Below are 25,921 nucleotides of genomic sequence, written 5' to 3'. Positions count from 1 at the left end.
GGTGTCAGCCGAAGGTGCTCCGACGACGGCAAGATTGTGTCCGATCCGGCGGATGCCGCAATGACACACGGTCGCTCATGACCGTGCCAGGTAGTCTTCTGCGCAGGATCCGAATCCAGTCAACCAACGGTCCGCGAAACGAGCGGACCGTGGCGCCGGTTCTGGCGCCTATGCTGGGTGTGCTATCAGCACCGGGCAGTGGGCGTGCTGGACCAGGAAATTGCTGGTGGAGCCGAGTAGTAGGCCGGTGAAGCCACCGCGGCCGCGGCTGCCGACGACGATCAGCTGGGCGGACTTCGACCACTGCATCAGCAGCCCGGTCGGCCCGGCCAGATACACCTTGCGGGCGACGTGGACGTCGGGATACTTCTCCTGCCAACCGGCCAGACGCTCGGCGAGGATGGCGTACTCGGCGCTCTCCAACTCGGTGGCGTCGATACCGCGGTCGGGTTTGCCGGCGAATTCGCCGAAGTCCCGGTCGCTCCACGAATGCAGCGCGACCAGTCCGGCGTGGCGATCGGCTGCCTCGGCGAATGCCGCGGCGATGGCGACCTCGCTCACCGGACTGCCGTCGACGCCGACCACCACCGGTCCGTCGTGGCGGATGTGCTGCGCGGTGCCGGTATCGCGGACCACCACGACCGAGCCGTTTCCGTGACTGGTGACCGCCAGCAGCGTGGAACCGAGATGGGCGAAGGTCCCCGCACTACCGGTGGCGCCGAGCACGACGAAATGCGCGGTCTTCGAGTGATGGATCAGCACACGGGCGGGTGAGGCGTCGGATACCTCGGTGGCTACATCGAGGTCCGGGCCGACCTCCAAGGCCAGCCTGCGCGCATCGTCGACGATTTCCGTGCCACGGGAGTGCGCGACTTGGACGGCCGAGGCGTCCATGACGTCATAGCCGCTGCCGAGCACCGATTGCCATGCGGCGATATCGAGGCCATGCACGACGTGCAATGCACGGCCGCGTCGGGCGGCTACCTCGGCGGTCCAGCGGACGGCCAGATCGCTGCCATCGGAGCCGTCGACGCCGACGACGATCGGGGCCGACGGCTGTAGATGCGGGTTCTCGCGATTCGTGTCCATGTTTGCTGTCCCTTCGAAATCGAGGAATCGACTGCCATCTCTACGGTAGGAATCCGCATACCGGGGCGACTGCTGGCGTTGGTCCCGGCCTTGCGGGCCGAAAAGCCCACATGTCATCGCGGACCTGCCGGTGCCTCACCCTCGATGTAGAACACGACCGCCTCGCGAAGCCCGGCCGAGCATCGCGGGGCCCTGATCCAAACGGTGAGCTTTCCACCGCGGCGATTCAACCTGCGTGGGTGTGGCCCTGCAGAACGGCGGCTGGTGGGGTGAGGCACCGTGTTCGGCACACCGTTTTGATGCCCAACAACATTGAGGATCGCATCGTGAGGCCGCTCGGCCGCATCAGCAATGCCCTGCTGCACTCAGTAGAAGCCCCGATGATCATCGTCCGCTCACAGCAAGCAGTGCGCAAACACACCAGATGATGACAGTCAGTCGTCACCTCATACGGACCTTCTCCACCGTGCTGGGCTATCCGAATCGAGCGACGATGGTTGGTCTTCTGTGGCGGGCAGACCTGGTCGACCCGGCTGATGACATGTTGTAGGCATTGGCGGTCGAGATGATGGCCGTCGCGGGTCGACGGGCCCCCACCACGATGTCGGGACCATGCTCAGTCGGGTTCAGCGATCCGCTGCAGCGCCGCCGAGTGTGCCGTCCAGTTCGACGCCGGATAACAATTCGCGCAGCCGCGCAGGCACCACCGCGAAAACACCGTCCAGCTGCCCTGGAGAGAACAGGCGGGAGAGCGCTTTGGTCACGGCGCCGGTGAGCGCGGCCGCCTCGTCCAGCGATACCCCTGCCTCGTCGGCGAACCGGCTGACGAACGAGGTGACGTTGTGCTGGGCGGGCACGCGGGCGGGCACCCAGCCTTCGTAGAATGCCCCGCGCAGCAATTCGGGAAGCTGTGCGGCCAAGTGGGCCGCGGTGGCGACCTCGACCTGGTCACGGACCGCGTGCAACCAAGCACGGACCGCCCGATATACGAAGGCTTGGTCGTCGGTGCCCAGCTGGTCGCCGATGGTGCGCAGCCATACGCGTGCGGTATGGACCGCGGGCGCGAGTGGATCGTCATGGTGGGACACGATTTCGCCCCGCTAGGGATTGACCGTGGTCGACTGTGCCTGCCGCAGGCCGAGCCCTTGGGCGATACTCGCCGACCAAGTGCGGATCGCGGCCCAGTCGCGCAGGTCGCCATAGCGCCCGCCGCCCATCAGTCGATAGAGCATCCGCGCTTTCAGCGAGACACCAGCTCTCTCGTAATGTCCAGCGAACGCCTGGTACTCCCATGGGTGTACCAACTCGCACAGGGCGGCAATATTTTTCGGCACGATCCGTCCGATACGCCGCCCGATCGGCCCGTGCAGGGACGGGCTGAGGCCGACGCTGAAGATCCACATGTCTCGCCGGGACAGCTCGTCACGGTGCGCCCGGATGTAGGTCGCGGCAGCGGGCAGGAAGGCCATATCGTGCACCGCGCTGCCCAGCACGACCGCGCTGAAGCGAGACAGATCGGGGGCGTGCTCGACGTCGCTCAGTTCAACGTCCGCACCTCGTTCGGTGAGGCAGGCGGCGATGAACTCCGCGATGTCGCGCGTGGATCCCTGCGCGGTCGCGTAGACGACAACGATGCGAGGCGTTTTCGATTCCATACCCTCAGCCTCGTGCAGGACCGCCCGTGCTGGTCAGAGCCGTCATGCCTGTGGAGTGGGGACCAATGGCCTGATCGGGCCGGCGGACCGACCGTGAGGTGACCTGGATGCCCGTGGCCGAGCGGCAGAGTTTCCCGCAGCACGTCAGCGCTCTCGCCCATAGGGATCGGCTCCGACCAGCCCCTCGGCGAGCAGAATGCGGTGCGCCTGCTGCGCAGCCGACGTTGTCCGGGTGTCATCGGATGCATCGATGGGAAGCAATTCGAGACCGCGGGTGAGTACCGCGACCGCGTCGCCGAGAGCCTGCACTCGGTATTCCAGGCTTGTGAGGCGGTCGACCTCTAGCCGGTCAGTGGCAGGTTGCTGCTCGAGCGGATCCTCGTCAGGTGTAAGGCGCGCGCCGCACAGGATGCCATAGAGATGCATCGGAAGGGTCGCGAACACACGGTTCAGTTGACCGGGGGAGAACAGCTGCGACAGTTCAGTGGTGACCGCACCTGCGACCGGACCGACCTCATCCCGGGCGATGTCCGCCTCCCTGGCGAATTGGGTGATGAACTCCGCGGTCCTGTGCCGGACGGGGACATGACTCGGCACCCACCCCTCGTAGTAGACGCCACGCAGTAACTCGGGTAGCTGTGCGGTCAGGTGCGCCGAAGCGGCGACTCCGATCCGGTCTCGCACCGTGTGCAGCCACGCGCGCAGCGCACGATAGGCGAAGGCACGGTCGTCGGTTTCGAGACCGTCGGCGACGGCGCGCACCCAGTCACGGGCCGTCTGCACGGCGGGAGCGAAGGGGTCGTCGTGATGCGGCATGGTGTCCTCCTCGGTGGGTCACCAGGTGCGTGTTCGCATATGGCACCCACAAGCCTGCGGCCTCGGCGGGTCCAGCCCAAGGGCCGAAGGGCGCCGGTCGGCGGGGCGATGGTCCCGGCGGACCCGGGTCTTGTCGGCACTCGCTCGCCTCTGCGCCGCTGGCTGGTGCCGCCAGGGTATGAAGTCGCTTCCGCGGAGGACTTTTTCCCGCGAAACGGCGACGGGAACGGGTCCGGAGACTCTGCCGCGCCCAGCGCAGGCCGGAGACGATGTCGGTATGACGGAACCGACCGCTACCGGCGCCCCGGCGGGCGGATCGTTCGGATGGAGGCCGATCGAGAAACCTGAGTCGGAGCGAGCGAGTGCAAATCTGCCCGACTACGACACGGTCTACCGCGAGTTCTCATGGGACGCAGCCCGAGCGGAACTCACCGGTCTGCCGCGAAATGGCTTGAACATCGCCTACGAGGCGATCGACCGGCACTGCACCGATCAAACCGCGCAGACGACAGCTCTGCGCTGGTTGCGTGCCACGGGCGGCATTGTCGAATACAGTTACGCCGACCTCGCAGCTGCCACCAACAGGTTCGCGAACGTGCTGCGGGCGAACGGGATTTGCCGCGGCGAGCGGGTCTGCGTACTGCTCGGGCGCAGGCCGGAACTGTATATCTCCATCCTCGGCGCGCTGAAGGCAGGCTGCGTGGTCTCTCCGCTGTTCTCCGCATTCGGGCCCGAGCCGGTGCGTCAGCGGCTGGCGATCGCCGAGGCCAACGCCCTGGTCACCTCGGCGGCGTTGTATCGCCGCAAGGTCGCGCCGATCCGGTGCGACGTGCCTTCGCTGCGGACGGTGCTGCTCACCGATGGCGGACCGCCCGATGGCGTCGACCTCTCATCGGCGATGAATGCCGCCGATTCCGAATTCGACATCGTGCACACCCACGCCGACGATGCCGCCTTGCTGCACTTCACCAGCGGGACAACGGGAAGGCCGAAGGGTGCTGTGCACGTCCACGGCGCGGTCTTGGCGCACCTGGTCACCGCCCGGTACGCCCTGGATTTGCGGGCAGGCGACGTCTTCTGGTGCACGGCCGATCCCGGCTGGGTCACCGGCATGTCCTACGGTGTGATCGCGCCGCTGTGTCTGGGCGCCACTGTCGTCAGCGACGAAGCGGAGTTCGATCCACACCGTTGGTACGACATCCTCACCACCCAGCGGGTCTCGGTGTGGTATACCGCCCCGACCGCGCTGCGGATGCTCATGCGCTACAGCGATGAGCTGCCCGAGGACGCTGATCTGTCCCATCTGCGTTTCATCACCAGCGTGGGCGAGCCACTGAATCCGGAGGTCGTGCTCTGGGGCGAGCGGGTACTCGGCAGGCCGGTGCACGACAATTGGTGGCAGACCGAAACCGGCGCGATCATGATCGCGAATTTCGCCTCCGCGCAGGTGCGCCCGGGCTCCATGGGCCGTCCGCTACCCGGGATCGAGGCAACTATCCTGCGTCGCGGCCCGGATGGACGCGCCGCTGTGGTCGAGGGCTCCGTGACGCCCGCGGATCCCGGTGCGGTCGGCGAGCTCGCGCTGCGCGCTGGCTGGCCATCGATGTTCCGCGGCTACTGGGGTGAGCCGGAACGCTATGAGCGGTGTTTCGCGAATGGTTGGTACCTCAGCGGTGATCTCGCCCGCCGTGACGAGGACGGCTACTACTGGTTCGTCGGCCGCGCCGACGACGTCATCAAGTCCGCGGGGCACTTGGTCGGCCCGTTCGAGGTGGAGAGCGCCTTGATGGAACATCCCGCAGTGGCCGAGGCGGGCGTTATCGGCACTCCGGATCCGGTCGCCGGCGAATTGGTCAAGGCGTTTGTGCTGTTGCGGCCCGGATACCACGCCTCGGAGGATCTGAGGTTCGAACTGACCGCGTTCGGCAGACGCGCACTCGGCGCGGTGGCGCCCAAGGAAATCGAGTTCACCGAGAGTCTGCCCCACACCCGAAGCGGCAAGGTGATGCGGCGGCTACTGAAAGCCCGCGATCTCGGCCTGCCCGAGGGTGATGTCTCGGCTTTGGAGGGCGCGTCATGAACGCCGACCGGGCGGTCTTGGACAAGGATGAGCGCATCGAATTGCTCCGGCAGATGGTCCGTATCCGCCGTTTCGAGGAACACTGTGTACAGCTCTACAGCGCTGGGTCGATCCGTGGCTTTCTGCATCTGTACATCGGAGAAGAAGCTGTCGCCGCCGGCGTGCTTGCTGCGATAGGCCCCGGCGACGCCGTCGTATCGACCTATCGCGAACATGGGCACGCACTGGTGCGGGGTCTCTCGATGGATGCTCTGCTTGCCGAGATGTATGGCCGGGCGACCGGATGCAGTCGCGGGCATGGTGGGTCGATGCATCTGTTCGATGCGCGGCGACGCTTTTACGGCGGGAATGCCATCGTCGGCGGTGGTTTGCCGGTTGCGGTCGGGCTTGCCCTCGCCGATGAGATGCGCAAGCGCCCGATCGTGACAGTGTGCCTGTTCGGCGATGGAGCGGTTGCCGAGGGGGAATTCCACGAATGCCTGAACTTGGCCGCGCTGTGGCGGTTGCCGGTGCTGTTCGCGTGCGAGAACAATCAGTACGCCATGGGCACCGCGCTTGCCCGTGAGCACGCGGCTACCGATCTCGCGCTTCGCGCCGCGTCCTACGGGATGCCCGCCTGGCCGGTCGACGGGATGGACGTGCTCGCGGTAGTAGGCGCGGCGCAGCGGGCGGTGGAGACCATTCGCGGCGGTGGTGGTCCGTGCTTCCTGGAACTACGCACGTACCGTTTCCGTGCTCACTCGCTCTACGACGCGGATCGCTATCGCGACAAAGCGGAGATCGGGCAGTGGGTCGAACGCGATCCGATTCCGAGCTTGTTCGCCGAGTTGTGCGCATCGGGAGAACTGCGCACCGATGATCTCGGCCGCATGGAGGCCGACGTGGACCGCGAGATCGAGGCTGCCGTCGCGACGGCGGAATCGGCGCCCTTCGAGTCGATCGGCGACCTGACGCGCTACGTCTACACGGAGCGCTCATGATCACCTATCGGGATGCGATGCGCGAAGCGTTGCGGGAGGCCCTGACCCGGGACGAGCGGGTGTTCCTCATGGGCGAGGACGTCGGCGCGTACGGTGGCTGTTTCGGTGTGAGCCGGGGTCTGCTCGACGAGTTCGGGCCGCATCGGATCCGGGATACCCCACTGAGCGAATCCGCGTTCGTCGGGGCCGGGATCGGTGCCGCGCTGGGAGGGCTGCGGCCCGTTGTCGAGATCATGACGATCAATTTCAGCCTGCTGGCGCTGGACCAGATTCTGAACAACGCCGCGACGCTGCGTCATATGTCCGGGGGCCAGTTTTCGGTGCCACTGGTGATTCGGATGGCCACCGGAGCGGGACGGCAACTGGCCGCACAGCATTCGCATAGCCTGGAAGCGTTCTACGCGCACATCCCTGGGCTACGCGTCGTGTCTGTGGCGACGGTCGCCGACGCGCGCGGGGTGCTCTGGCCTGCCCTGCAAGATCCGGATCCGGTGCTGATCTTCGAACCGGCAGCGCTGTACAACACCGAAGCGGAGCTACCGGCCAACATCGGGACGACCCACATCGATCGGGCGATTGTTCGGCGCGTGGGGACCGCGGTGACCGCGGTGGCCTACGGTGGCACGGTGCGGGTAGCCGAGGCGGCTGCGGATGCGCTCGCCGCCGAGGGCATCGACGCTGAGGTGATCGATCTTCGGACGTTGCGGCCGCTGGACGAGGCCACGCTGTTGGAGTCGGTGTCGCGCACCCACCGCCTGGTCGTCGTTGACGAGGGCTGGCGCAGCGTGGGGATCGCCGCGGAGATCGCAGCGCGCGTGGCCGAGAACGCCTATTACGAACTCGACGCCCCGATCCAGCGAGTCTGCACGGTTGAGGTGCCGATCCCGTATGCGAAGCACATGGAAGAGGCGGCACTGCCGCAAACGGCGGACGTCCTCGCAGCCGTGCATCGGGTGGTGCGCTGATGGCCGAGTTCCGGATGCCCTCGCTGGGGGCGGATATGGACCAGGGGACGTTGCTGCACTGGCATGTGCACCCTGGTGACCCGGTCCGAAAAGGGGACATCGTGGCCGAGGTCGACACCGCCAAGGCGGCGATCGAGGTGGAATGCTTCGACGATGGCACCATCGGCGAGATCCTGGTGCCCGAAGGAGCTACGGTGCCGGTGGGGGCGAGGCTGGCCACAATCGAACCAGCGGTTGGCACGAGCGAGCCCGGCCACCCCGGCACGGTGATTCCCACGACGGAAGGTCCGACCACGGCAACATCCAGCGAGGCACCCTCGAACACGGAAACCCCGGCGACGGCCGGGTCGAGCCCGGCGTCGGCTGCCAAGCCCGTCCGCCGAGCTCGGCGCGGGACGCGGACCAAGGGCGGTGCTGTGGCCAAGCGCCCCCGACCTGGCGCCGGTGCCCGATCGAGTCCGAAGAAGGTCGATTCCGCAGCGGAACCGGACACGAACGTTCATGCCACACCGCTGATTCGGCGCTTGGCGCAGGAGGCGGGGATAGATATCGCGTCCATCGAAGGGTCGGGACCCGACAGGCGGATCCTGCGTGCCGATATCGCGCGCGCGATCGCCGGGGGCGCAGGCCGGCCGCCGGCGTCGCCTCCCCGCCCGCCTGCCGCAACCACCGCCAGCCGCGCCACCGTTGCGCGACAAAGCACCACGCCCGAGCAGGTTTTGGCCTCCGGATACGCCAGGCGCCTAGCCGAGGACCTCGGCGTCGATCTTGCGGGTGTGCACGGTAGCGGGCCTGGCGGAGCGGTTCTGGCGGACGATGTTCGAGGCGCGCAGGCCCGTCTGCGCACGGCCATTGCCGGCTCGGAAGTAACAGAGCACGAAGATATTTCGGTGGCTGTCGGGGCGGAGACCGCGGGAGGAACTGCCGCGCCACAGCGTGATCCGGACGCCATGCGCCGGGCGATCGCGATGGCCATGACCCACTCGAAGCAGACTATTCCGCACTACTATCTGTCAAGCACCATCGATCTGGCGGCTGCGACGGATTGGCTGCGTGAAGTGAACGAAGCCGCGCCGGTGTCGGATCGGCTCATCATGGCGGCACTACAGTTGCGGGCGGTAGCGCTGGCGGCGCGCAAGGTCCCCGCGGTGAACGGGCACTGGATCGACGACGCGTTCCACTCGGCAGACACCGTCGATATCGGAACCATCGTATCCCTGCGCACGGGCGGTATCCTCGCTCCCACCATCGCGGGTGCCGACACGACCGGGTTGCGCGAGCTGATGGCGCGGTTGCGCGGCGCGGTCGGCCGGGCCCGCTCGGTGCGCTTGCTGTCCTCGGATACCGCCCCCGCCAGCATCACCGTGACCAACCTCGGCGAACTCGGCGTCGATTCGGTGACCGGTGTGATCCCGCCGCCGCAGGTGGCCATCGTCGGATTCGGCGCCGTCACCGACCGCCCCTGTGCGGTGGGCGGATTGCTCGGTGTGCGCCCGCAGGTGATGGTGACCCTCGCCGCCGATCACCGGGCCAGCGACGGCACCGTCGGTGCGCGCTTCCTGAACACGATCGCCGAACTACTTCAGCATCCCGAACGGCTGTGACTACGAGAGGTGGTGAAATACCGTGCCCGGCACCTTATCCCGCGTGGCCGCCGATGCCGCCGTACGTGCCGCGCTTCGCGGATTCGTATCCGACGCCGAACTCGCGGGCCTCGGGGAGGACGAGCCACTGCGCTCTGCCTTCGACCTGGACTCTGTCGACTTCCTGACCTTCGTCGAACGGCTCACCCGGACAACCGGTGTGCGCATCGACGAGGTCGACTACCCGAGACTGGCCACGATCGGTTCCTGCGTCGACTTCCTCACCGCCGCCGCATGAAGGCAGGCTGCGCCCGATCCAGGCGGCTCAGAAGCCGACCTGCTGGTGGGCACGGCACCCGCGGCGCCGCACGCTGGTGTGACTGTGCCGTGATCGCGGGATTCTCCGCGTGGGCCGGGTCCAGCGGCGAGCGGCGGTCCGGCAGTCCAGAGCGTTCGATCTGCTCACCAAGCACGTCGTGCCCCACAAGCGCGCCATGGACGCCAAGTTGTATCCGCCTTGTCGGACTGCCTGGACGATCCTGAAGCCCTGGTCGAGATGAGCTGAGAGCACACCGATATCAAGCGTCTGGTCGACCGGATCCGTCGTCTCTCAGCTGCACTCCGCCCAAGAGGACGGGTCTTGTTCACCTTGGCACACGCAAACACCTCGTTGCGCAAGTGATCGCGCGCCGCGTTGTCGGCAGGCGGGCCAGCGGGCCTACCGGCGGTGTTCGGTGAACACGTCGACCAGCGGCCTGCGTGGGGTCGGGGTAGGTTCGTCGGCGTCCGGCGCCGTACCGACGCGCATGAGCACCTGCGGGAGTCCGACGCGCGGGACCAAGTTGGCCAGCAGCTTTCGGCCCGACGACACCTCGGTGATGTGGGTGAGCGCACAGGTGGACAGGCCGGCGACGGCGCATTCGAGCAGGACAGCCGACAGCGCCTCTCCCGTGTGCACCCACTGCTGCGGGGAATCGCCGTTCGAGCTCAAAAGCACGATACGGGCGCGGTCCTGGATATGGTCGCGCCGCATCGAGTGCGGCACCGATGGGAACGTACGTCCGACGCCGACCCGGGCGAATTCGGCATCGGAGACCAGTGAGGACGGAGGAATTCCCTCCGGCATATCGGCATGCCCTGTCCACCAATGCAATTCGGACTGATACAGCATGTCGTAGCGGCGCAGGGCCGTGGACTGCTCCGAGGCGGTCACCAGCCGGGACCTGACACTCTCGTCGAGGACGTCGAGTTCGATGTCGTGTGGAGACACCAGTCCTCGTAATGCGGGCACGAGATCGTCCCAGCCGTCAGGTTGGAGCATCGGAAGCCGGTCGGTGTAGCGGTGGTGGATCGCGCCGGCGCGAGCGCGCACCCCCGCAGGCGGGTGGGGCCACGGACGGAACTCGATGGCCGCGAGGTGCCGCGGTTGCCCGAGATCAGGCAGGTGCACGGTGTCGGTATGCCAGTTGTAGGCGGCGAAGACGGTTCGCACGTGATGCAGCACAGCGCCGCAGCTGATCATGAGCTGGCGGCCGTGCGGATCCATCGACAATTGCCGGTCGGTATCGCTGTAGAGGTGCAACCGGGCGCCGTCGAACACCCAGCGCCACGGCTGGGTGTTGTGCACCGACGGCGCGCGGCAGGCGAGTCGCATCGCTGCCAGCATCGTCGGATGGTCCGGCACCTCGGTGACGAAGGAGGTGTCTCTGGCGGTCATATCAGTCATTGTTGTAGGCGTGGTGGCAGCTCCGAAACAGCCATTGCGCACGTTCTGGCGGGACCTCTGCCCCTGTTCTCGCGGCGTAGGGACCACAGGCCCAACGTCCTGCGGACCGAGTGCCTTCGCACCTGTCGCCGCATCCATGGCCGATCGAGAATGGTGAGGCAGCGGCCGTGGCCGACCAGGTACCGGCGTCCGCGACGTCGAGATGGAAGATCCGCGATGACCGAACTGAACCCGTTGGACTCAGGCTTTATGGAGTTGGAGGACGCCGATCGGCATGTGAGTGTCGGGATCGGTGCGGTGGCGATCGTCGCCGGACCACCACCACCCCGTGCGGAGTTCGCGGCGGGGTTGGCGAAACGGCTGGCGGTGGATGCCAGGCTCCGGCAGAAGGTACGGACCACCTTGTGGGACCTCAGTGCACCCGTGTGGGTGGACGACCCGAATTTTGATCTGGCGCACCACCTCCGATGGATGGCATTGCCGGAACCCGGCGACGAGACGGCACTATGTGAGCTGATCGCGGAGGTGATGGAGGAACGACTCGACCGCGACCACCCACTGTGGCAATGCGTTGTTGTCGAGCAGCTTGCCGACGATCGCTGGGCGATGATCGTAAAGGCCCACCACAGCATGGTTGATGGGGTCTCGGGAATCTCTCTGTTCGAACGCCTGTGCGATCCGCGTCCTGGCAGTCGTGCGGCGCCCCGCACGGCCCCGGCGCACAGTTCGTTCGACTGGCGCGCTCGGGTGGTGAATACGCTGCGGCTTCCAGTGGATGCGCCACGAATCGTGGCCCACACTGTGCGCGCCGTTGTTCCGCTGGCACTGTCCACTGTGCGGCCCACACCTGCGTCGTCCTTGAACGGCCCCATCGGACGGCAACGTCGGTACGCCGTGGCACGGACGTCGCTGTCCACGGTCCGGGAGATCGGCGCGGCATTCGGCGCGACCGTCAACGATGTGGCCTTGGCCGCCGTGACATCGGCCTTCCGGTCGACATTGTTGCGGCGAGGCGAGGAACCCACCGCGGACAAGGTGCGGATCCTGGCACCGGTATCGGTCCGCGCCTCGCACGCGAAATACCTCTTGGACAACCGGATCTCGCTCATGCTGCCGGTGCTCCCGATCGATATCGATGATCCCGTCGGGCAGCTGACCGAGGTACACGAGCGGATGTCGAGACACAAGACCGGCGGCGAGGCTTCGGCGGCCAGCACGATACTTGCGCTGGCCGATCGTCTGCCCTTCGCCCCGATCGCGTGGACTTTCCGGCTTGTCTCCCGATTTCCGCAGCACGGCATCGCCGCCTTGGCGACGAACGTGCCTGGGCCTCGGCGCCGGCTGTATCTGTACGGCCGGGAAGTGCTGGAAATCCTGGCCTACGTTCCGATCGCGATGCGGCTGCGCACCGGCATCGCCATTCTGAGCTACAGCGACCAGCTGAGATTCGGTATCACCGGAGATTTCGACACCACACCCGATATCGCTGTGCTTGCCGAGGAGATCGAGCAGGCCATCGAACGACTCCTCTCCGACGCCCGTGCGACAGGGGGCCGGTCATGAACCACCGGCCGCATGTCAAGTGACTGGCACCGGGTTTCTCGACGTCGAATTGTTCGGCTTGCTGGTGATGGCGCGGCAACCGGTCGCCGTGTCAGCGTGCCGGGCTTCACGTCGGTGGCGGCGGTCGGTGCATACTCGCTCTATGTGGCAGCAAGATCGTGGAGCCGGTGCGGCCGTGACGATTGTTGTCACCGTTCCACCGGGCAACCGAGGACGGCCCGCTCGGTGCCGGGCTCCCGGTGGCATACACCTGGCTGGCCATTTCCGGTGTTGTCGTGCTGGTCGCGGCAGTGCCAGAGTTCAATCGCCGCGATATCGATGGCTTGTCACCGATGTCCCCGTACCGCGGATCAGGCACTTGGTCCACCGCAGCGGGTGACGTTCGGCCATATGCGCCGTCAGCGAAGGGATGGTGGCATGAATGACGACCGATTCGACCGGTCGCACACCTGGTGAACGACGAGCGTTCGATCATTGTGCGCATCAGCCTCGGTGCCGGGCTCGCCGCATCGATGCGGGGCCATCGGTCCGTAGTTGTCGTCGCCTACGAGGTCGACGACCTCGGTGATGTAAGACCGGGTACCTATCCGAGGAGGTGACTGGTGACTTCGATCGTCACACTCACGATGAATCCGGCAATCGACATGGCGACGCGCACCGACCACGTGGTGCCGACCGACAAGATGCGCTGCGAGTCACCACGATTCGATCCCGGTGGCGGTGGGATCAACGTCGCCCGCACCGTCACCGTGCTCGGCGGGGCGGCGATGGCGGTGTTTCCGTCGGGGGGCCCCTCAGGTGTGCTGCTCGAACAACTGGTTCGTGACGCTGGTGTGCCGACGCACCCGGTCGCGGTGGCCGAACCGACCAGGGAGAGCCTCTCGGTCACCGATATCGGGTCGGGACAGCAGTTCCGGTTCGTATTTCCCGGGCCGCGGCTCACCGCGCCCGAAAAGCACCGCTGCCTGGCCGCGGTGGACCGGACGGTGCGCGGCGGGCGGTACCTGGTGGCAAGCGGCAGTCTGCCGCCGGGCTTGCCCGTGGACTTCTACCAGGAGCTCGCAGACCTCGTTGGTGGTCTCGGGGTCCGGCTGGTGCTCGATGCCTCGGGGAGTGCCCTGCGGCATATACGCACCGGTGTCCACGTGCTCAAGCCGAGCGTGCGGGAGCTCGCCGAGTGTGTCGGTCATCCGCTGCCCGGCCGCGCCGAGCAAGCCGCTGCGGCCCGGCAGTTGGTGACCTCGGGTGTGAGCGAGATTGTAGTGCTGTCGCTGGGTGCCGAGGGTGCGCTCGCGGTGACCAGGGATATGCAGGAGTGGTTCGACGCGATCCACGTTCCCGTGCGCAGCGGCATCGGTGCGGGTGACGCGATGGTCGCCGGCCTCACGGTCGGCCTCGATCGCGGTCTCGCCCTCGCTGACGCGGTCCGACTCGGCATCGCCGCCGCCAGCGCAGCCCTGGTTACTCCGGGAACCCGGCCAGGCCGCCCCGAGCGCATCGCCGAACTCTACCGGTCCATCAGCCCGAACGCCGAACCATCAGGCATCTGGCCATGAGCGGGCACGTTGCTTGTCATCACCGCATCACCCCCCAGAGGTGCGGTAGGGTCGCTGTCAATCGACGACGATGCAGTGCTGTGGTACCGGGGACACCCCGCGACGATGCCGTCGGCTTCGCCGAGGCGTTCGCCTTCACCTGCGGCGTCCGTTGTGTGACCGGCTCGCTTTCCCGCGATCGGGTCCTACTGCTGTGCATTCCTCGCGCGTTCCTTCTGGGATGCCGTTGCCCGGATCGTCCGCGCGTATCACATGGTGCTGCAGTTCGAGGACGGTCAAGGATCTGTTTCGGTGATGGTCAGGTGATACGACTGGCTCCTGGCCGTCGAAACTTTCAATCTGTGTGGTCGACAGTGCCGTCGGCAACGGCTGCCAGATGTCGAATGGGCACATGCTGAGGGGCTTCGGCCTCGGTGGCTGAAAGTCGCCGCACGAGCAGTCGCCGCAGTTCGTCTGCGCCCCAGACGATGAGGGGGAATGGTGCCACGATGGCCAGCATCCATGGTTCGAGGGCCGCGGTGCCGAGTAGATCCTGGATCGGCGGAAAATGGACGATCACCGCTGTCAAGGCGATCTCGAACGCGATGCCCCACAGCAGCAATGGATTCGAGAACACACCTACCGTGCGCAGTGCGACGCGTTCGGTGCGGGCGGCGAATGCGGTGCCGACCTGGCCGGCGACGATACCGACGAATGTCATGGTGGTCGCCTGTAGGTAGGCGTGATGCAACGGCGTGCCTGCTCCGGTTGGGTCACCGGGGTGCCACCCGGCGGCCAAGAGCACGGCGAAGAAGCCGGTCATGGCGAGTGCCGCGCAAATGACTCCGAGAAACAGCCAGGCACGCAACAGCATCGCAGGCTGGATCACCGATTCGTTCCGTTTGCGGGGCGGCCGTTGCATCAGACCTGGCTCGGCCGGTTCGCGGCCGAGCGCGAGAGCAGGCAGTGTCTCGGTACCGACATCGATCGCGAGCAACTGCATGACGGTCAGCGGAAGCGGCACGGCGCCGCCGGAGAGTGCGAACACCAGCAGCGGCGCGATCTCGGGGGTGGCGTGCGCGAAGATGTAGAAAATGAACTTACGGATGTTGTCGTAGACACGCCGTCCGGCGTTGACGGCGGCGGCGATGCTGGCGAAGTTGTCGTCGGTGAGCACCATCGTGGCGGCTTCCCGTGCGACATCGGTGCCTGAGCGGCCCATCGCGATCCCGATATCGGCTCGGCGCAGCGCGGGGGCGTCGTTGGCGCCGTCTCCGGTCATCGCGACCACATGCCCCGTCCCACGCAGTGCGTCGGCGATCCGTAACTTCGCCTCGGGTGATGAGCGTGCGAAGATCAATTCAGCTGGCTCGCATAGCAATTCATCCAGTTCCGGCTCGCTCATCCGGTCGAGTTCGTCGCCGGTGACGATGGTCGGCTCGCCACGGACGATTCCGACCTGGCGTGCGATGGCTGCGGCGGTCAGGCCGTGGTCGCCGGTGATGACGATGATCCGGATGCCTGCGCCATGACATTGCGCGACGGCGTCAGGCACCTCGGTCCGCGGTGGATCCACCATCGCCACCAAGCCGAGCAGGGTCAGGCTCTGTTCGGCGGCCGCGCCGGATTCCGGCATGGCCTGGTTCGGCGCGAGGCGGCGGTCCGCCGCCGCCAGCACACGTAAACCATTGGCCGCCTGAGCATCCACTAGTTCGGCCACTTCGTTTCGCCGTGCCGGTGTCAGCGGGCTGTCGGTACCGTCGGCACCCATTTCGGCCACGCACAGCGGCAGCACGGATTCCGGCGCACCCTTGGTGTGCACCCACCGCCGCCCGCCGCTCTCATCGACGGTCGACATGCGTTTGCGTATCGGATCGAAGGAAAACTGCTTGCGCCGCGACCGCTGTCGATCCGCGGTGTCCAGGGTTGCGCCGAGGGCGATCGCCGCCGCCAGGACAGCGACTTCGGTCGGGTCGCCGGTGGCCCCGCCGTCGCGATCGATCTGGGCGTTATTGCACGCTGCCATGGCGGCGGTCAGTCGAGCCGAGGCCGGCTCGCTCTGTCTATCGACCCGACTGGCGCCGGTGAGGTCGATGTGACCGGCCGCTGTGTGGATGGCAGTGACGCGCATGTGATTCTCGGTCAGTGTGCCCGTCTTGTCGGTGCAGATCACGTCGGTGGAACCGAGCGTCTCCACAGCGCTCAGGCGCTTGATTACCGCGCCCTGCTCGGCCATCTTGCGCACCCCGATGGCCAGGGCCAAGGTGATGACCGGTAGCAGTCCTTCCGGCACGTTGCCGACCAGCAGACCGACCGCGAAGATCACCGCGTTGAGGAATGACAGTCCGGCACCGAGCGTAGCCAACGGGATGAATGCGGCGCCGAGCACGACCGAGATCAGTGCGATCAGCCAGGCGACACGACGGACCTGTGTCTCCAGCGGGCTCTCGTCGCGCTCCACGCGCTCCGACAGTGAGGCGATTCGCCCGAGTTCGGTCCGCATTCCGGTGGCGAACACCACTGCCCGGGCGGTGCCCTCCGTGCAGGTGGTGCCGCTGAACACGACATCGCGGGCCCGAAGCAACGGCACTTGCGTATCGATGAGGTCGGCGGACCGGTAGGCGGGCATCGACTCCCCGTTGAGGGTCGACATGTCGACCTCGATGCCACCGTCGAGCAGCCGGGCATCCGCCGAGATCCGATCGCCTTCCGCGATGACCAGGACGTCTCCGGGCACAAGGTCGCCGGCATCGATCGTGTGCGGCTGTCCGTCCCGAATGACATTCGCGCGCAAGGGAATGAAGCCCGCCAGCACTTCGACGGCATGTTCGGCGTGCCGCTCTTGCACGAAGGCGAATATTGCGTTGATCACGATCACGACCAGAATCGCGATCGCGATGGGTGCGATGCCCACCGACCAAGCCAACCCGGCGGCCGCCCAGAGCAGCAACGCCAGAGGATGTGTGAACTGTTGCGCCAGTTCCTTCGGCCAGCGGACACCGCCGCGGCGACGCAGCGCGTTGGGGCCCAGGTGGAGCAGGCGGCGCTGCGCTTCTCGGGTGGACAGCCCGGATCTGGCGCTGCGGAGATCACGAAGGAGCAGATCCAGATGCTCGGTCGGATCGACAACTGCCGCCTCGAACGCCGTGTCATCCGCGGATCGCGTTTCTGTCACGGCTACATCACACCTGGCAGGGATCGGATAGCTCGGCAGTGGCTATGCGGATCCAGTCGACGGTGTGACACCCCGCCGCAGTCTGCCTGCCGACCGCGCCCGTGCGGCCGAACATGGATTTATCGGCAACCAGGGCGTGCATGTCCGTCCCTCTCGACGCGGGTTCTCGTTCGCGATGACTACGAGAATCGACGTTAGAGCCCGGAAAACTGCCGCGGACAGAGCCGAAATGAGAAACGATCGGTGACTTTCGTCAGTTCGGAACCCATGTTCGCTGTGCAGGGCCATTGGTCCCTGCGGTGACGGACGGTGTGCCCGTCATCCATAGGCGTTGGCCTCTGGATCCGCGGTGGCCGGGCGAACCATAGTCGACCCATGGACACAGCGGAGCCGCCCGAGCAACCCATGAACACTGCATCGCAGGATGTGGCGCGAAGCGGAGAGGTTGTCCGCGACCTTTCCGCCATCCGGCTGTCGGACGAAGTCGAGGCGGGCGGCAAGGGCGCCAATCTCGGTGAGCTCACAGCGGCCGGGCTACCCGTGCCCGCCGGTTTCGTCATTCTCCGCGACGGCTATCTGGATGCGATGCGTCGCGGTGGAGTCGCGGACGAGCTGGCCGCCGAGCATCGCCGGGCGCTGGCCTCGATCGGTGACGACCAAGCACTCGCGCGGCACTGCGAGCAACTGCGTGCGCTGGTGGCCAAGGCGGGCATGCCGCCCGATCTCGCGGACCGGATCACGCTGGCCTATCAGCGACTCGGTACCGACACCGCCGAGGCCGTGGTCGCGGTCCGGTCGTCGGCGACCGGCGAGGACAGCGCATCGGCGTCGTTCGCGGGTATGAACGCGACGTTCACGAATATCTCCGGTCCCGCCGCGTTGCTCGACGCGGTACAGCGCTGTTGGGCCTCGCTGTTCAGCCCGAGGGCCGAGACTTACCGGGCTGAGCGGAGTTTCGCCGGTGAGCCCGCGATGGCGGTGGCGGTGCAGATCATGCTGGCCGCCGAACGAAGCGGCGTGGCGTTCACCGCCGACCCGAGCACGGGTGAGCGGGACCGGGTGGTGATCGAGGCGGCGCGTGGGCAAGGCGAGGTCGTAGTCTCTGGTGCGGTCGAACCGGACCACTATGTGCTGGCCAAGGATGATCTCCGGATTCTGCAGGCGCACCGGGGCAGTCAGGCATTCGAGATCGTCCGCGGGGACAGCGGGGACAGCGGGGGCGATCGGTCGATCGCACTCGCCGGAGCAGGGCAAGATCGCCCGGTCCTCACGGACGACGAGCTACAAGCCATCGCCCGGCTGGCGATCGCCGGGGAGAAACATTACGGCAGACCGCAGGACGTGGAGTGGGTCATCGATGACGGTGGCCGGATCTGGCTGGTGCAGGCGCGCCCGATCACCACGATCGACCGGCCCGCGGCTGCCACTACGACGGTCCCGGCGGGTGTGCAGCTGGCGGCGGGGCTGGCCGCCTCGCCTGGTATCGCCAGTGGAGCGGTGCGCATCCTGTCGCGTCCGGCCGAGGGATCCCGCCTGCGCGACGGTGAGGTCTTGGTTGCCGCGATGACCACGCCGGACTGGGTTCCGACGATCCGCAGGGCCGCCGCGCTGGTCACCGACAGTGGTGGCACCACCTGCCACGCTGCCATCGTCGCGCGTGAACTCGGTGTACCTTGCGTCGTCGGGGCACGCACTGCCACAACGAGTCTCGTCGATGGCCAGATTGTCACAGTCGACGGGGGAGTGGGCCGGGTGTTCTCCGGCAGCCACCCGCTGGCGCAGCCTGTCCAGGTGGCAGAGCCGCACCTTGCCGAAGCTGAGCCGCCGGTCGTCACGGCAACGAAGATCTACGTCAATCTGGCGATGCCGGATGCCGCCGAATCCGTTGCGGCCCAGAACGTGGACGGGGTCGGGCTGCTGCGGGCGGAATTCATGCTGACGCAGGCGCTCGGCGGGCGGCACCCGCGCGACCTGATCGCCCGGGGCGAACAGGAACACTTCGTCACCGCGATGTCGGAATCGGTGCAGCGCATTGCCGCGGCGTTTGCGCCGCGGCCGGTGATCTATCGGACAACCGACTTGCGCAGCAATGAGTTCCGTGGATTGACGGGTGGAGCGGACTACGAGCCGGTGGAGGACAACCCGATGATCGGCTACCGGGGCTGCTTTCGCTACATCCACGAACCCGACATGTTCGCCCTGGAACTCGCGGCATTGGCCCGAGCACGCGAACTGAACCCGAATATCCATCTGATGCTCCCGTTCGTCCGCACCCGGTGGGAGCTGGGGCAGTGCCTGGATCTCATCGACGCGAGCCCGCTCGGGCACAGCCGTGGACTGCACCGGTGGGTGATGGCTGAGGTCCCGTCGGTGGTGTACTGGCTCCCCGAGTACGCCGGCCTCGGCATCGACGGCGTGTCCATCGGCAGCAACGACCTCACCCAGCTCGTGCTCGGTGTCGACCGTGACTCACAGCCGTGCGCGGAAGTGTTCGACGAGTCGGACCCGGCCGTGCTCGATGCGATTGCCCGCATCGTGGGCATCGCCCGCGACCACGACCTCACGTCATCGCTGTGCGGCCAGGCGCCCTCGACCCGCCCCGGATACGCCGCGAGCCTCGTAGGCATGGGCATCACCTCGATTTCCGTGAACCCCGACGCTGCATCGCATGTTCGCCGCGCTGTCGCCGCCGCCGAGCAGCGAATCCTTTTGGACGCTTCCCTGACCCGATTGCATCGGTCGTAAGCGACCGCTGGCGCGGCCCGCCGGGTCTTGGGCCGATGGCGGTGCCCGACTCTCCGATCTCGATGGCATTCGACTCGAATTCGGCGATGCTTCGACAGCAAGGCAGATGTTCGACGAGTGCCTGTCGTCCAGGCCCGACTATGTTCTCGGGCCGCCGACCAATAGCAGGTGGCCGGACCCATCTGGCGCACCCGGTATGCGGTGCGGTTGATGCCGTGATGGATCACGTCGATTACCGGGTGGCTATGGCCGGATCGAGTCGGTCTTCGTGGCAGCCAACTCGTCCAGGACGGTTTCGACAACTCGCGGTACGGCGGCTGCGACCGGAGCGGACAAACCCAGGCCGAGATCGAGGTTGGCGGCTTCGACAGCGACGACGATCAATTTGCCTGGGATGCGGTCGAGCGCGCGGCCTAAAAGAAGCGCTTCGGGGACACCGAGGGTATGCGAACTCGCGCTGTGGGTCACCCCATGCAGGTTGTCCATAGTCGAGAGCCAGATGCGCCCCGGATCGGATGGTTCACACAAGACGGCATCCACCAGGATCGCGAGATCGACACCACTCCATGCCTCGAGTAGACCGACGGGTTCGCCGTCGCAGAGGGTCAGCTCCACGTTGGGCAGCCGGTAGCGCTGGAGTTCCGACACCACCGTCGGACCGACAGCGTCGTCGCCGCGGTACTGATTCCCTAGGCCGATGACCACGGCGCTGCGGTGCGGCGGAGTCACAGTCGCACCCTCTCCACATCGAGGAAATGAGCGGAACAGGAGATGCAGGGATCGTAGTTGCGGATGGTGCGTTCGCACAGCGAGGTGAGCGCGGCATCGTCGAGATCCGGGTTCGCCGAGACAACCTGTCGGAGGTCGTCTTCGATGGCGGGCTGGTTCTGCGAGGTCGGCGGCACGATGGTGGCGTCGAGAATGATGCCGTTGGCATCCAGCTCGTATCGGTGATAGAGCAATCCGCGTGGTGCCTCGCTGACTCCGTGTCCGACGCCCGCGGCCGGCGTCACCGGCACTGCCGGGCGTTGTGGATGCTGGTATTCGTCGATCAGCCGCAACGCCTCGTCGATCGCGTAGACCACCTCGACCGCGCGAACGACGATGCTGCGGAAGGGATTGCGGCACTCCGAACCGAGGCCGGCCGCGCTGGCGACTTGCCGTGCCGTCGGCGACAGGAGTTGGGAGTTCAGCGAGTATCGCGCGAGTGGTCCGGTGAGGTATCGATGGCCGTCGAGCTGGGCGTGCAGCGCGGTGGAGTGCGGTACCTGGTGCTCGACGACATGCGCGGGGAATTCCGCGGCTGGGAAGGTAGCGCCGGTACTGGTACGGATATCGCCGCGGTCGATCGGATATCGGTGGAGGTCGGATGCGGCCAGCAGGTCGTGGGTCAGTTCCAGCTCGGGGAACTCGAATCCCGCCACCCACCCGGCGGTCTCTGTCGCGTAGTCGAGGGCGCGGTGCAGTTGTTCGGTCAGCGGTGCAAGCTCGGCGGGCCTCGGCACTGAGTAGAAGCCGCCGACCCGGACGTTGACCGGATGGATGGCGCGGCCGCCGATGAACTCGAGCAGCGCGTTGCCTGATTTCTTCAGTGCCAGACCCTTTTCGACGATGTGGCGGTGGTCGCGGGCCAGGGTGATCGCATCCGGGTAGCCGAGGAAATCGGGCACGTGCAGCAAATAGATATGCAGGGCGTGGCTCGAGATCCATTCTCCGCAGTACAAGAGTCTGCGCAATGCGGCGAGCTGTGGATCGAGTTCCACCCCGCACGCCTGTTCCAGCGCGTTGCAGGCGCTGGTCTGGTAAGCCACGGGGCAGATCCCGCAGATCCGTGCGGTGATGTCCGGTGGCTCGGTGTAGGCGCGGCCGCGCAGGAATGCTTCGAAGAACCGGGGCGGCTCGTAGATGTTCAGCTCCGCTGCCTCGACCTCGCCGTCTCGGACGACAACGCGTAGCGCGCCCTCACCCTCCACCCTGGCCAGTGAACTGACCCTGAGTTGCCTAGTGCGGTGGCTCATGCTCGGTGTTCCTCTGCGCGAATTCCGGTGCGTTGACTGCGAAAGTGCTGAAAATCCGGTTGATTTCGCCGTCGGACATACCGTTTTCGGCCAGCTGTGGAAGTAGCGCGCGGAGGTTCGGCATCGCCATCGGCCCGAAGCAGCCGTAACAGCCGCGATGCACGCCCGGGCACAGCGCACCGCATCCGGCATGGGTGACCGGCCCCAGACACGGGATTCCCTCGGCGACCGTGACACAGGTCAGGCCGCGGCGTTTGCACTCGGTACACACACTGGTATTCGGGATGTCCGGGGCACGCCCGGCCAGGAACGCATTCAGCACCTCGAGCAGTTGGCGGCGGTCGATGGGGCAGCCACGCAGCTCGAAGTCCACCGGCACATGCGCCGAGATCGGGGTGGAGGTGGCCAGTGTGTCGATGTATTCCGGACTGGCGTACACCACCGAAGTGAATTCGGCGACGTCAGCGAAGTTCCGCAGTGCCTGAATACCTCCGTGTGTCGCGCAAGCTCCGATCGTCACCAGGATTCTGGACTGTTCTCGCACCTCGCGGATCCGCCGCAGATCGTCGGAGGTGGTGATGGAACCCTCCACCAGCGACACATCGTACGGTCCGGCCACCACCGCGCTGGAGACCTCGAGGAAGTGCACAACCCGGATCCGGTCCGCAAGCGTCAGCAGCTCGTCTTCGCAATCCAACACGGTGAGTTGGCAGCCGTCGCACGACGCGAACTTCCAGACCGCCAATGTCGGTGTACTCATCACAACTCCCTTACCGTGAGCAGGGGATCGGCTGTCGCGTAGTCGACGATCGGTCCGTCCCGGCACAACAACAGCGGGCCGAGCTGGCAGTGACCGCACAGCCCAGTACCGCATTGCATGTTGCGTTCCAATGACATTCGAATATCGTCGGCCGACACGGATTTACGGAGCAATGTCTCCGCGCAGAACCGCATCATCGGCTCCGGGCCACACAGGAACGCGGTGGTACGGTCCGGCGCGACAGCCAGGTGCGCCGTAGGTTCGGTAACGAACCCGACTCGGCCGCGCCAACCCGCTGTCGGGCGGTCGACGGTCTGGTGGACCTCCAGCGCTCCGTCGGCCATCCATTTTTCCTGTTCGTCGCGGAACAACATGTCGGAGGGCGTGCGGGCGCCGGTGACCAGGCTGACCCGGCCGAAATGGTTTCCCGCCGCCATCGCGGCGAGCACTACCGGACGCAGCGGAGCCAACCCGAGGCCGCCCGCCACGATGATCAGATCTCGGCCCGCCGTGGTTTCCAGACCCCAGTCGGTACCGAATGGCCCGCGCACGCCGATCACGCCGCCCAGCAGAGTGTCGTGCAGTGCCCGGCTGACCGGTCCCACCGCGCGGATGGTGTGCTCCAGGGTGCCGTCCTGGTCGTTCGGGTCGCCGCTGATGGAAATGGCGACTTCGCCGACGCCGAATGCATATAGCATCATGAATTGGCCCGGAAGAAACGGTGGCAACGTGGCGTCGACCGGGCGAAGTCGCAACGTCACGGTGTCCGTCGTCTGCTGGATACGGTGGGTTACGCGATAGGCGACCGGGAAGTTGGCGTTCACATCCGGGCCTTACCGGGGTTGCGGTAAAGATCGAGCAGTCGAGCCCGAGTGGCTTGCAGCCGCTCCAGCACAGTCTCGAACAGCACGGTGGTCAACGCGCGCCCGAATCTCGGGTCTTGATCGACCAATTCGGACAACTGCCGCGCATCGAACTCGACAGCGGTCACCGCATCGATACACCGCGCCCCGAAATGCCACCGGTAGGGCGCTACCCGCCAGGACCACCCGAGCAGGTCGCCGCGCCCGAGTGTTTGCACCACCTCCTCGCCGCGTCCCGGTATCTGTGCGTCCAGCTGGACCAGACCATCGCAGATCAACCAACAGCGGTCGGCTTGCTCATGTTCGCTGAACAGCCGCTGCCCAGGCGGGAAGGACACGCCTCTGCCGATGCGCGCCAATGCGGTCAGCTCGTCGCGGCTCAGCCCGGCAAGTCGGGGAAAGGTCGACAGCTCGCCGACGTCATACATCCTCGGTGCCTCCCTCGGCGAGTTCGGCGAGCCGGGACATTTCTGCGGTGATGTCGATGCCGACCGGGCACCACGCGATACACCGACCGCAGCCGACGCATCCCGAGCTGCCGAACTGGTCGTGCCACGTGCCCAGTTTGTGGCTGATCCACTGGCGATACCGACTCTCGCCGGATTTCCGCACGCTGCCGCCATGCACGTAGGAGTAGTCCAATTCGAAACACGACACCCACCGCTGTCGCCGCTCGGCGTGCTCGCCGGTCAGGTCGGTGACGTCCTCGGTAGTGGTGCAGTAGCAGGTGGGGCAGACCATCGTGCAGTTGCCACAGGTCAAGCACCGACTCGCCACATCCTGCCAATGCGGCGACTCACGCGATTCGCGCAACAGCGTCGGCAGGTCGACCTCAGGCATGGCGCGATACATCCTGTTCGCGGCCTCGGCCACGGCCGCCCGGGCGTCGGTCACCTCGGCGTCGCTGGCGGTGCGAGCCGTCACCAACGCCATGACACGCTCACCGTCCGCACTGCCCACCTCGACCAAGAACCGGTGGCCATGCTCGTCGATGCGCTCGGTGAGTGCGATGTCGTATCCCGGTCCCACCTGCGGGCCGGTGCCCATGGAGACGCAGAAACACACCGCGCCCGGCTCGGTGCAGTTCGCCGCGACCACGAACAGGCCCTGGCGTTTCCGGGCGAAGGAGCTGTCCGGGTGTGCCCCCGCTCCGAGCACTCGATCCAGGATGGCGATGGATGCCAGGTCGCAGCCGCGCACCCCGAGGAACGCGTCCCGGGGGGGAGGTTCGTCGACGGGCTGTACGCGGACGTCAGGGTCGCTGGTCCACACCGTGCGGTGCGGCGGATGCAGGAACTGTTTCCAGGACTGAGGTCCGGCGGAGTGCCCGAACACCGCGGCGTCATCGCGACGGCGCAATCGGTATCGGCCCGGCGCGGAATCCACCCCCCAACCCGAGGGCAGTTCGCCGCCCGAGGCCAGTTCGGCGAGCACGATCGCGTTGTCGCGTACGGTCGGGCCGATCACCCGGTAACCGTCGTCGATGAGCACCTCGATCAGGCGGTCCAGACCCGCGCGATCGAGCACCAGTGCCGTATCAGGTGTCATGGTTGCCTACTTCCCTCGACAGTCGACAGTTCCGGGGCAGTTGCTCGCAGACCAGCATGTCGACGACGAACGGAAAGACGACGCCCGCCACACGCCGTGTACCGATATCCTCGCCCCCCTGTGGCATTTCCCGCTGATCGTTCGGCCGTACCACCACCGGGGCTCTTCGGTGGTCATCGACACGACTTCTACCTTTGTCGGTTTATCGACCCGTTTCAAGAGTCGAAAGCCATACGCCGACCCTCTTTTTGGCATTTGGCTGCGAGCAAAGTTCGAGGTACTCGTTCCCGCCGGCATTGCTCGCGATATCGGCGGTGGCGGGGAAAGAAGGAAACGAGATGGACTCCGAAGCGGAACGTTTCCAGCAGTTCGCCAGATGGTAGAGCTACCTGCAGTACTATTCCCAACGGCAGAACCTGCCGAGGTGCGCGAAATTGGACCTATCGGTACCTGAACTCGACCGCGCGGGTGAATTCACATCATAGCCCTGACTCGCAGCCTGTAGTCCATATTTGGAGGTGGCATCGCCGGTGGCGTTTGTGTCGTACCCGGCCTTGTACAACCGGGTGTCGGGAAGGTTTTCTACTTTCGAGGACGACGGGCGCTATCGATCGGGCAGTCGACCGGCGCTTTGTGTTGGTATGAATTCCGAGTTCGAACACAGTGCTCGTCGGACTTCGACGCCCGGCAAAGGGCTGCACGTTCGCACGGCTGCGGTGGCAGACGGCCCGGATCTCGACCGAACCCGCGTCCTAGGTCCGCCCATCTGCGGGCAGCCGCGGCCCGGACTCTGACGGTGGCGTCCTCCATGATCACGGCA

General features: G+C 66.3%; 20 protein-coding genes. 8 read left to right on the top strand and 12 right to left on the bottom strand.

Annotated elements, in window-relative coordinates; all coding sequences use genetic code 11:
• Positions 1–168: 168 nt before the first annotated feature.
• The 4 genes from OHB12_RS07745 to OHB12_RS07730 all read right to left on the bottom strand — a co-directional run bounded on the left by OHB12_RS07745 (position 169) and on the right by OHB12_RS07730 (position 3,560).
• Positions 169–1,089, bottom strand: coding sequence for a universal stress protein (locus tag OHB12_RS07745; protein WP_327117523.1), 921 nt, complete (start codon positions 1,087–1,089; stop codon positions 169–171).
• A gap of 626 nt (positions 1,090–1,715) precedes the next feature.
• Complete coding sequence (locus OHB12_RS07740) at positions 1,716–2,177, bottom strand: DUF2267 domain-containing protein (RefSeq protein WP_327117521.1); 462 nt, start codon at positions 2,175–2,177, stop codon at positions 1,716–1,718.
• A 12-nt stretch (positions 2,178–2,189) separates the two neighbouring features.
• Positions 2,190–2,744 carry a flavodoxin domain-containing protein gene (locus OHB12_RS07735; protein ID WP_327117519.1) on the bottom strand — a complete coding sequence of 185 codons (555 nt, stop codon included), beginning with the start codon at positions 2,742–2,744 and terminating at the stop codon, positions 2,190–2,192.
• Positions 2,745–2,888: 144 nt separating this feature from the next.
• On the bottom strand, positions 2,889–3,560 hold the full coding sequence (locus tag OHB12_RS07730) for a DUF2267 domain-containing protein (RefSeq protein ID WP_327117517.1): 672 nt from the start codon (positions 3,558–3,560) through the stop codon (positions 2,889–2,891).
• A 277-nt stretch (positions 3,561–3,837) separates the two neighbouring features.
• On the opposite strand from OHB12_RS07730, the gene acsA reads away from it, so the two are divergent.
• From acsA to OHB12_RS07705, 5 genes are read left to right on the top strand one after another with little or no spacing between them, the layout of a single operon-like run.
• A complete protein-coding gene (gene acsA, locus OHB12_RS07725; protein WP_327117515.1) occupies positions 3,838–5,640 on the top strand; it encodes an acetate--CoA ligase in 1,803 nt (600 codons plus the stop codon).
• On the top strand, positions 5,637–6,620 hold the full coding sequence (gene pdhA, locus OHB12_RS07720; protein ID WP_327117513.1) for a pyruvate dehydrogenase (acetyl-transferring) E1 component subunit alpha: 984 nt from the start codon (positions 5,637–5,639) through the stop codon (positions 6,618–6,620). The genes acsA and pdhA overlap by 4 nt, the downstream gene beginning before the upstream one ends.
• Entirely contained in the window at positions 6,617–7,585 is a 969-nt protein-coding gene (locus tag OHB12_RS07715) for an alpha-ketoacid dehydrogenase subunit beta (RefSeq protein WP_327117511.1), read from the top strand. The genes pdhA and OHB12_RS07715 overlap by 4 nt, the downstream gene beginning before the upstream one ends.
• Positions 7,585–9,189: a 2-oxo acid dehydrogenase subunit E2 gene (locus OHB12_RS07710; protein WP_327117509.1), complete on the top strand. Its 1,605-nt coding sequence runs from the start codon at positions 7,585–7,587 to the stop codon at positions 9,187–9,189. Before OHB12_RS07715 ends, OHB12_RS07710 begins: the two co-directional genes overlap by 1 nt.
• A 22-nt stretch (positions 9,190–9,211) precedes the next feature.
• Positions 9,212–9,466, top strand: coding sequence for an acyl carrier protein (locus OHB12_RS07705; RefSeq protein WP_327117507.1), 255 nt, complete (start codon positions 9,212–9,214; stop codon positions 9,464–9,466).
• A gap of 420 nt (positions 9,467–9,886) precedes the next feature.
• Here OHB12_RS07705 and OHB12_RS07700 read toward each other — a convergent pair whose 3' ends face one another.
• Positions 9,887–10,885, bottom strand: a complete 999-nt coding sequence (locus OHB12_RS07700) for an Acg family FMN-binding oxidoreductase (protein ID WP_327117505.1) — start codon at positions 10,883–10,885, stop codon at positions 9,887–9,889.
• Between the two features lie 225 nt (positions 10,886–11,110).
• Between OHB12_RS07700 and OHB12_RS07695 the strand changes: the two genes are divergently transcribed.
• The gene (locus OHB12_RS07695; RefSeq protein ID WP_327117503.1) at positions 11,111–12,457 is read left to right on the top strand and encodes a wax ester/triacylglycerol synthase family O-acyltransferase; all 1,347 of its coding nucleotides are present in this window, start codon (positions 11,111–11,113) and stop codon (positions 12,455–12,457) included.
• 602 nt (positions 12,458–13,059) lie between these two features.
• Positions 13,060–14,013 carry a 1-phosphofructokinase family hexose kinase gene (locus tag OHB12_RS07690; protein ID WP_327117501.1) on the top strand — a complete coding sequence of 318 codons (954 nt, stop codon included), beginning with the start codon at positions 13,060–13,062 and terminating at the stop codon, positions 14,011–14,013.
• Between the two features lie 334 nt (positions 14,014–14,347).
• Here the strand turns inward: OHB12_RS07690 and OHB12_RS07685 are convergent, their stop codons facing one another.
• Positions 14,348–17,167, bottom strand: a complete 2,820-nt coding sequence (locus OHB12_RS07685; protein WP_327117499.1) for a cation-translocating P-type ATPase — start codon at positions 17,165–17,167, stop codon at positions 14,348–14,350.
• 405 nt (positions 17,168–17,572) lie between these two features.
• On the opposite strand from OHB12_RS07685, the gene ppsA reads away from it, so the two are divergent.
• Positions 17,573–19,912, top strand: a complete 2,340-nt coding sequence (gene ppsA / locus OHB12_RS07680) for a phosphoenolpyruvate synthase (protein WP_327117497.1) — start codon at positions 17,573–17,575, stop codon at positions 19,910–19,912.
• 243 nt (positions 19,913–20,155) lie between these two features.
• Here ppsA and OHB12_RS07675 read toward each other — a convergent pair whose 3' ends face one another.
• From OHB12_RS07675 to OHB12_RS07650, 6 genes are read right to left on the bottom strand one after another with little or no spacing between them, the layout of a single operon-like run.
• Entirely contained in the window at positions 20,156–20,641 is a 486-nt protein-coding gene (locus OHB12_RS07675) for a hydrogenase maturation protease (RefSeq protein WP_327117495.1), read from the bottom strand.
• Positions 20,638–21,930: a Ni/Fe hydrogenase subunit alpha gene (locus tag OHB12_RS07670; RefSeq protein ID WP_327117493.1), complete on the bottom strand. Its 1,293-nt coding sequence runs from the start codon at positions 21,928–21,930 to the stop codon at positions 20,638–20,640. Before OHB12_RS07670 ends, OHB12_RS07675 begins: the two co-directional genes overlap by 4 nt.
• Positions 21,914–22,690, bottom strand: coding sequence for an oxidoreductase (locus OHB12_RS07665; protein ID WP_327117491.1), 777 nt, complete (start codon positions 22,688–22,690; stop codon positions 21,914–21,916). The genes OHB12_RS07670 and OHB12_RS07665 overlap by 17 nt, the downstream gene beginning before the upstream one ends.
• Complete coding sequence (locus tag OHB12_RS07660) at positions 22,690–23,514, bottom strand: FAD/NAD(P)-binding protein (protein WP_327117489.1); 825 nt, start codon at positions 23,512–23,514, stop codon at positions 22,690–22,692. Before OHB12_RS07660 ends, OHB12_RS07665 begins: the two co-directional genes overlap by 1 nt.
• The gene (locus OHB12_RS07655; RefSeq protein WP_327117487.1) at positions 23,511–23,981 is read right to left on the bottom strand and encodes a Crp/Fnr family transcriptional regulator; all 471 of its coding nucleotides are present in this window, start codon (positions 23,979–23,981) and stop codon (positions 23,511–23,513) included. Before OHB12_RS07655 ends, OHB12_RS07660 begins: the two co-directional genes overlap by 4 nt.
• Positions 23,974–25,101, bottom strand: a complete 1,128-nt coding sequence (locus tag OHB12_RS07650; RefSeq protein WP_327117485.1) for a 4Fe-4S dicluster domain-containing protein — start codon at positions 25,099–25,101, stop codon at positions 23,974–23,976. The genes OHB12_RS07655 and OHB12_RS07650 overlap by 8 nt, the downstream gene beginning before the upstream one ends.
• Positions 25,102–25,921 lie beyond the last annotated feature (820 nt).

It is taken from the genome of Nocardia sp. NBC_01730 (assembly GCF_035920445.1).
Classification (GTDB): Bacteria; Actinomycetota; Actinomycetes; order Mycobacteriales; family Mycobacteriaceae; genus Nocardia.
Note: the sequence above shows the minus strand (reverse complement) of the source record. Positions and strands in the feature narration are given on the sequence as shown.

Excerpts from the sequence above, each read along its gene's own strand:
- OHB12_RS07670 (WP_327117493.1), bottom strand. The coding sequence starts at position 21,930 with ATGAGCCACCGCACTAGGCAACTCAGGGTCAGTTCACTGGCCAGGGTG.
- OHB12_RS07745 (WP_327117523.1), bottom strand. The coding sequence starts at position 1,089 with ATGGACACGAATCGCGAGAACCCGCATCTACAGCCGTCGGCCCCGATC.
- pdhA (WP_327117513.1), top strand. The coding sequence starts at position 5,637 with ATGAACGCCGACCGGGCGGTCTTGGACAAGGATGAGCGCATCGAATTG.
- acsA (WP_327117515.1), top strand. The coding sequence starts at position 3,838 with ATGACGGAACCGACCGCTACCGGCGCCCCGGCGGGCGGATCGTTCGGA.
- ppsA (WP_327117497.1), top strand. The coding sequence starts at position 17,573 with ATGAACACTGCATCGCAGGATGTGGCGCGAAGCGGAGAGGTTGTCCGC.
- OHB12_RS07730 (WP_327117517.1), bottom strand. The coding sequence starts at position 3,560 with ATGCCGCATCACGACGACCCCTTCGCTCCCGCCGTGCAGACGGCCCGT.
- OHB12_RS07650 (WP_327117485.1), bottom strand. The coding sequence starts at position 25,101 with ATGACACCTGATACGGCACTGGTGCTCGATCGCGCGGGTCTGGACCGC.
- OHB12_RS07710 (WP_327117509.1), top strand. The coding sequence starts at position 7,585 with ATGGCCGAGTTCCGGATGCCCTCGCTGGGGGCGGATATGGACCAGGGG.
- OHB12_RS07695 (WP_327117503.1), top strand. The coding sequence starts at position 11,111 with ATGACCGAACTGAACCCGTTGGACTCAGGCTTTATGGAGTTGGAGGAC.
- OHB12_RS07665 (WP_327117491.1), bottom strand. The coding sequence starts at position 22,690 with ATGAGTACACCGACATTGGCGGTCTGGAAGTTCGCGTCGTGCGACGGC.
- OHB12_RS07700 (WP_327117505.1), bottom strand. The coding sequence starts at position 10,885 with ATGACCGCCAGAGACACCTCCTTCGTCACCGAGGTGCCGGACCATCCG.
- OHB12_RS07735 (WP_327117519.1), bottom strand. The coding sequence starts at position 2,744 with ATGGAATCGAAAACGCCTCGCATCGTTGTCGTCTACGCGACCGCGCAG.
- OHB12_RS07655 (WP_327117487.1), bottom strand. The coding sequence starts at position 23,981 with ATGTATGACGTCGGCGAGCTGTCGACCTTTCCCCGACTTGCCGGGCTG.
- OHB12_RS07715 (WP_327117511.1), top strand. The coding sequence starts at position 6,617 with ATGATCACCTATCGGGATGCGATGCGCGAAGCGTTGCGGGAGGCCCTG.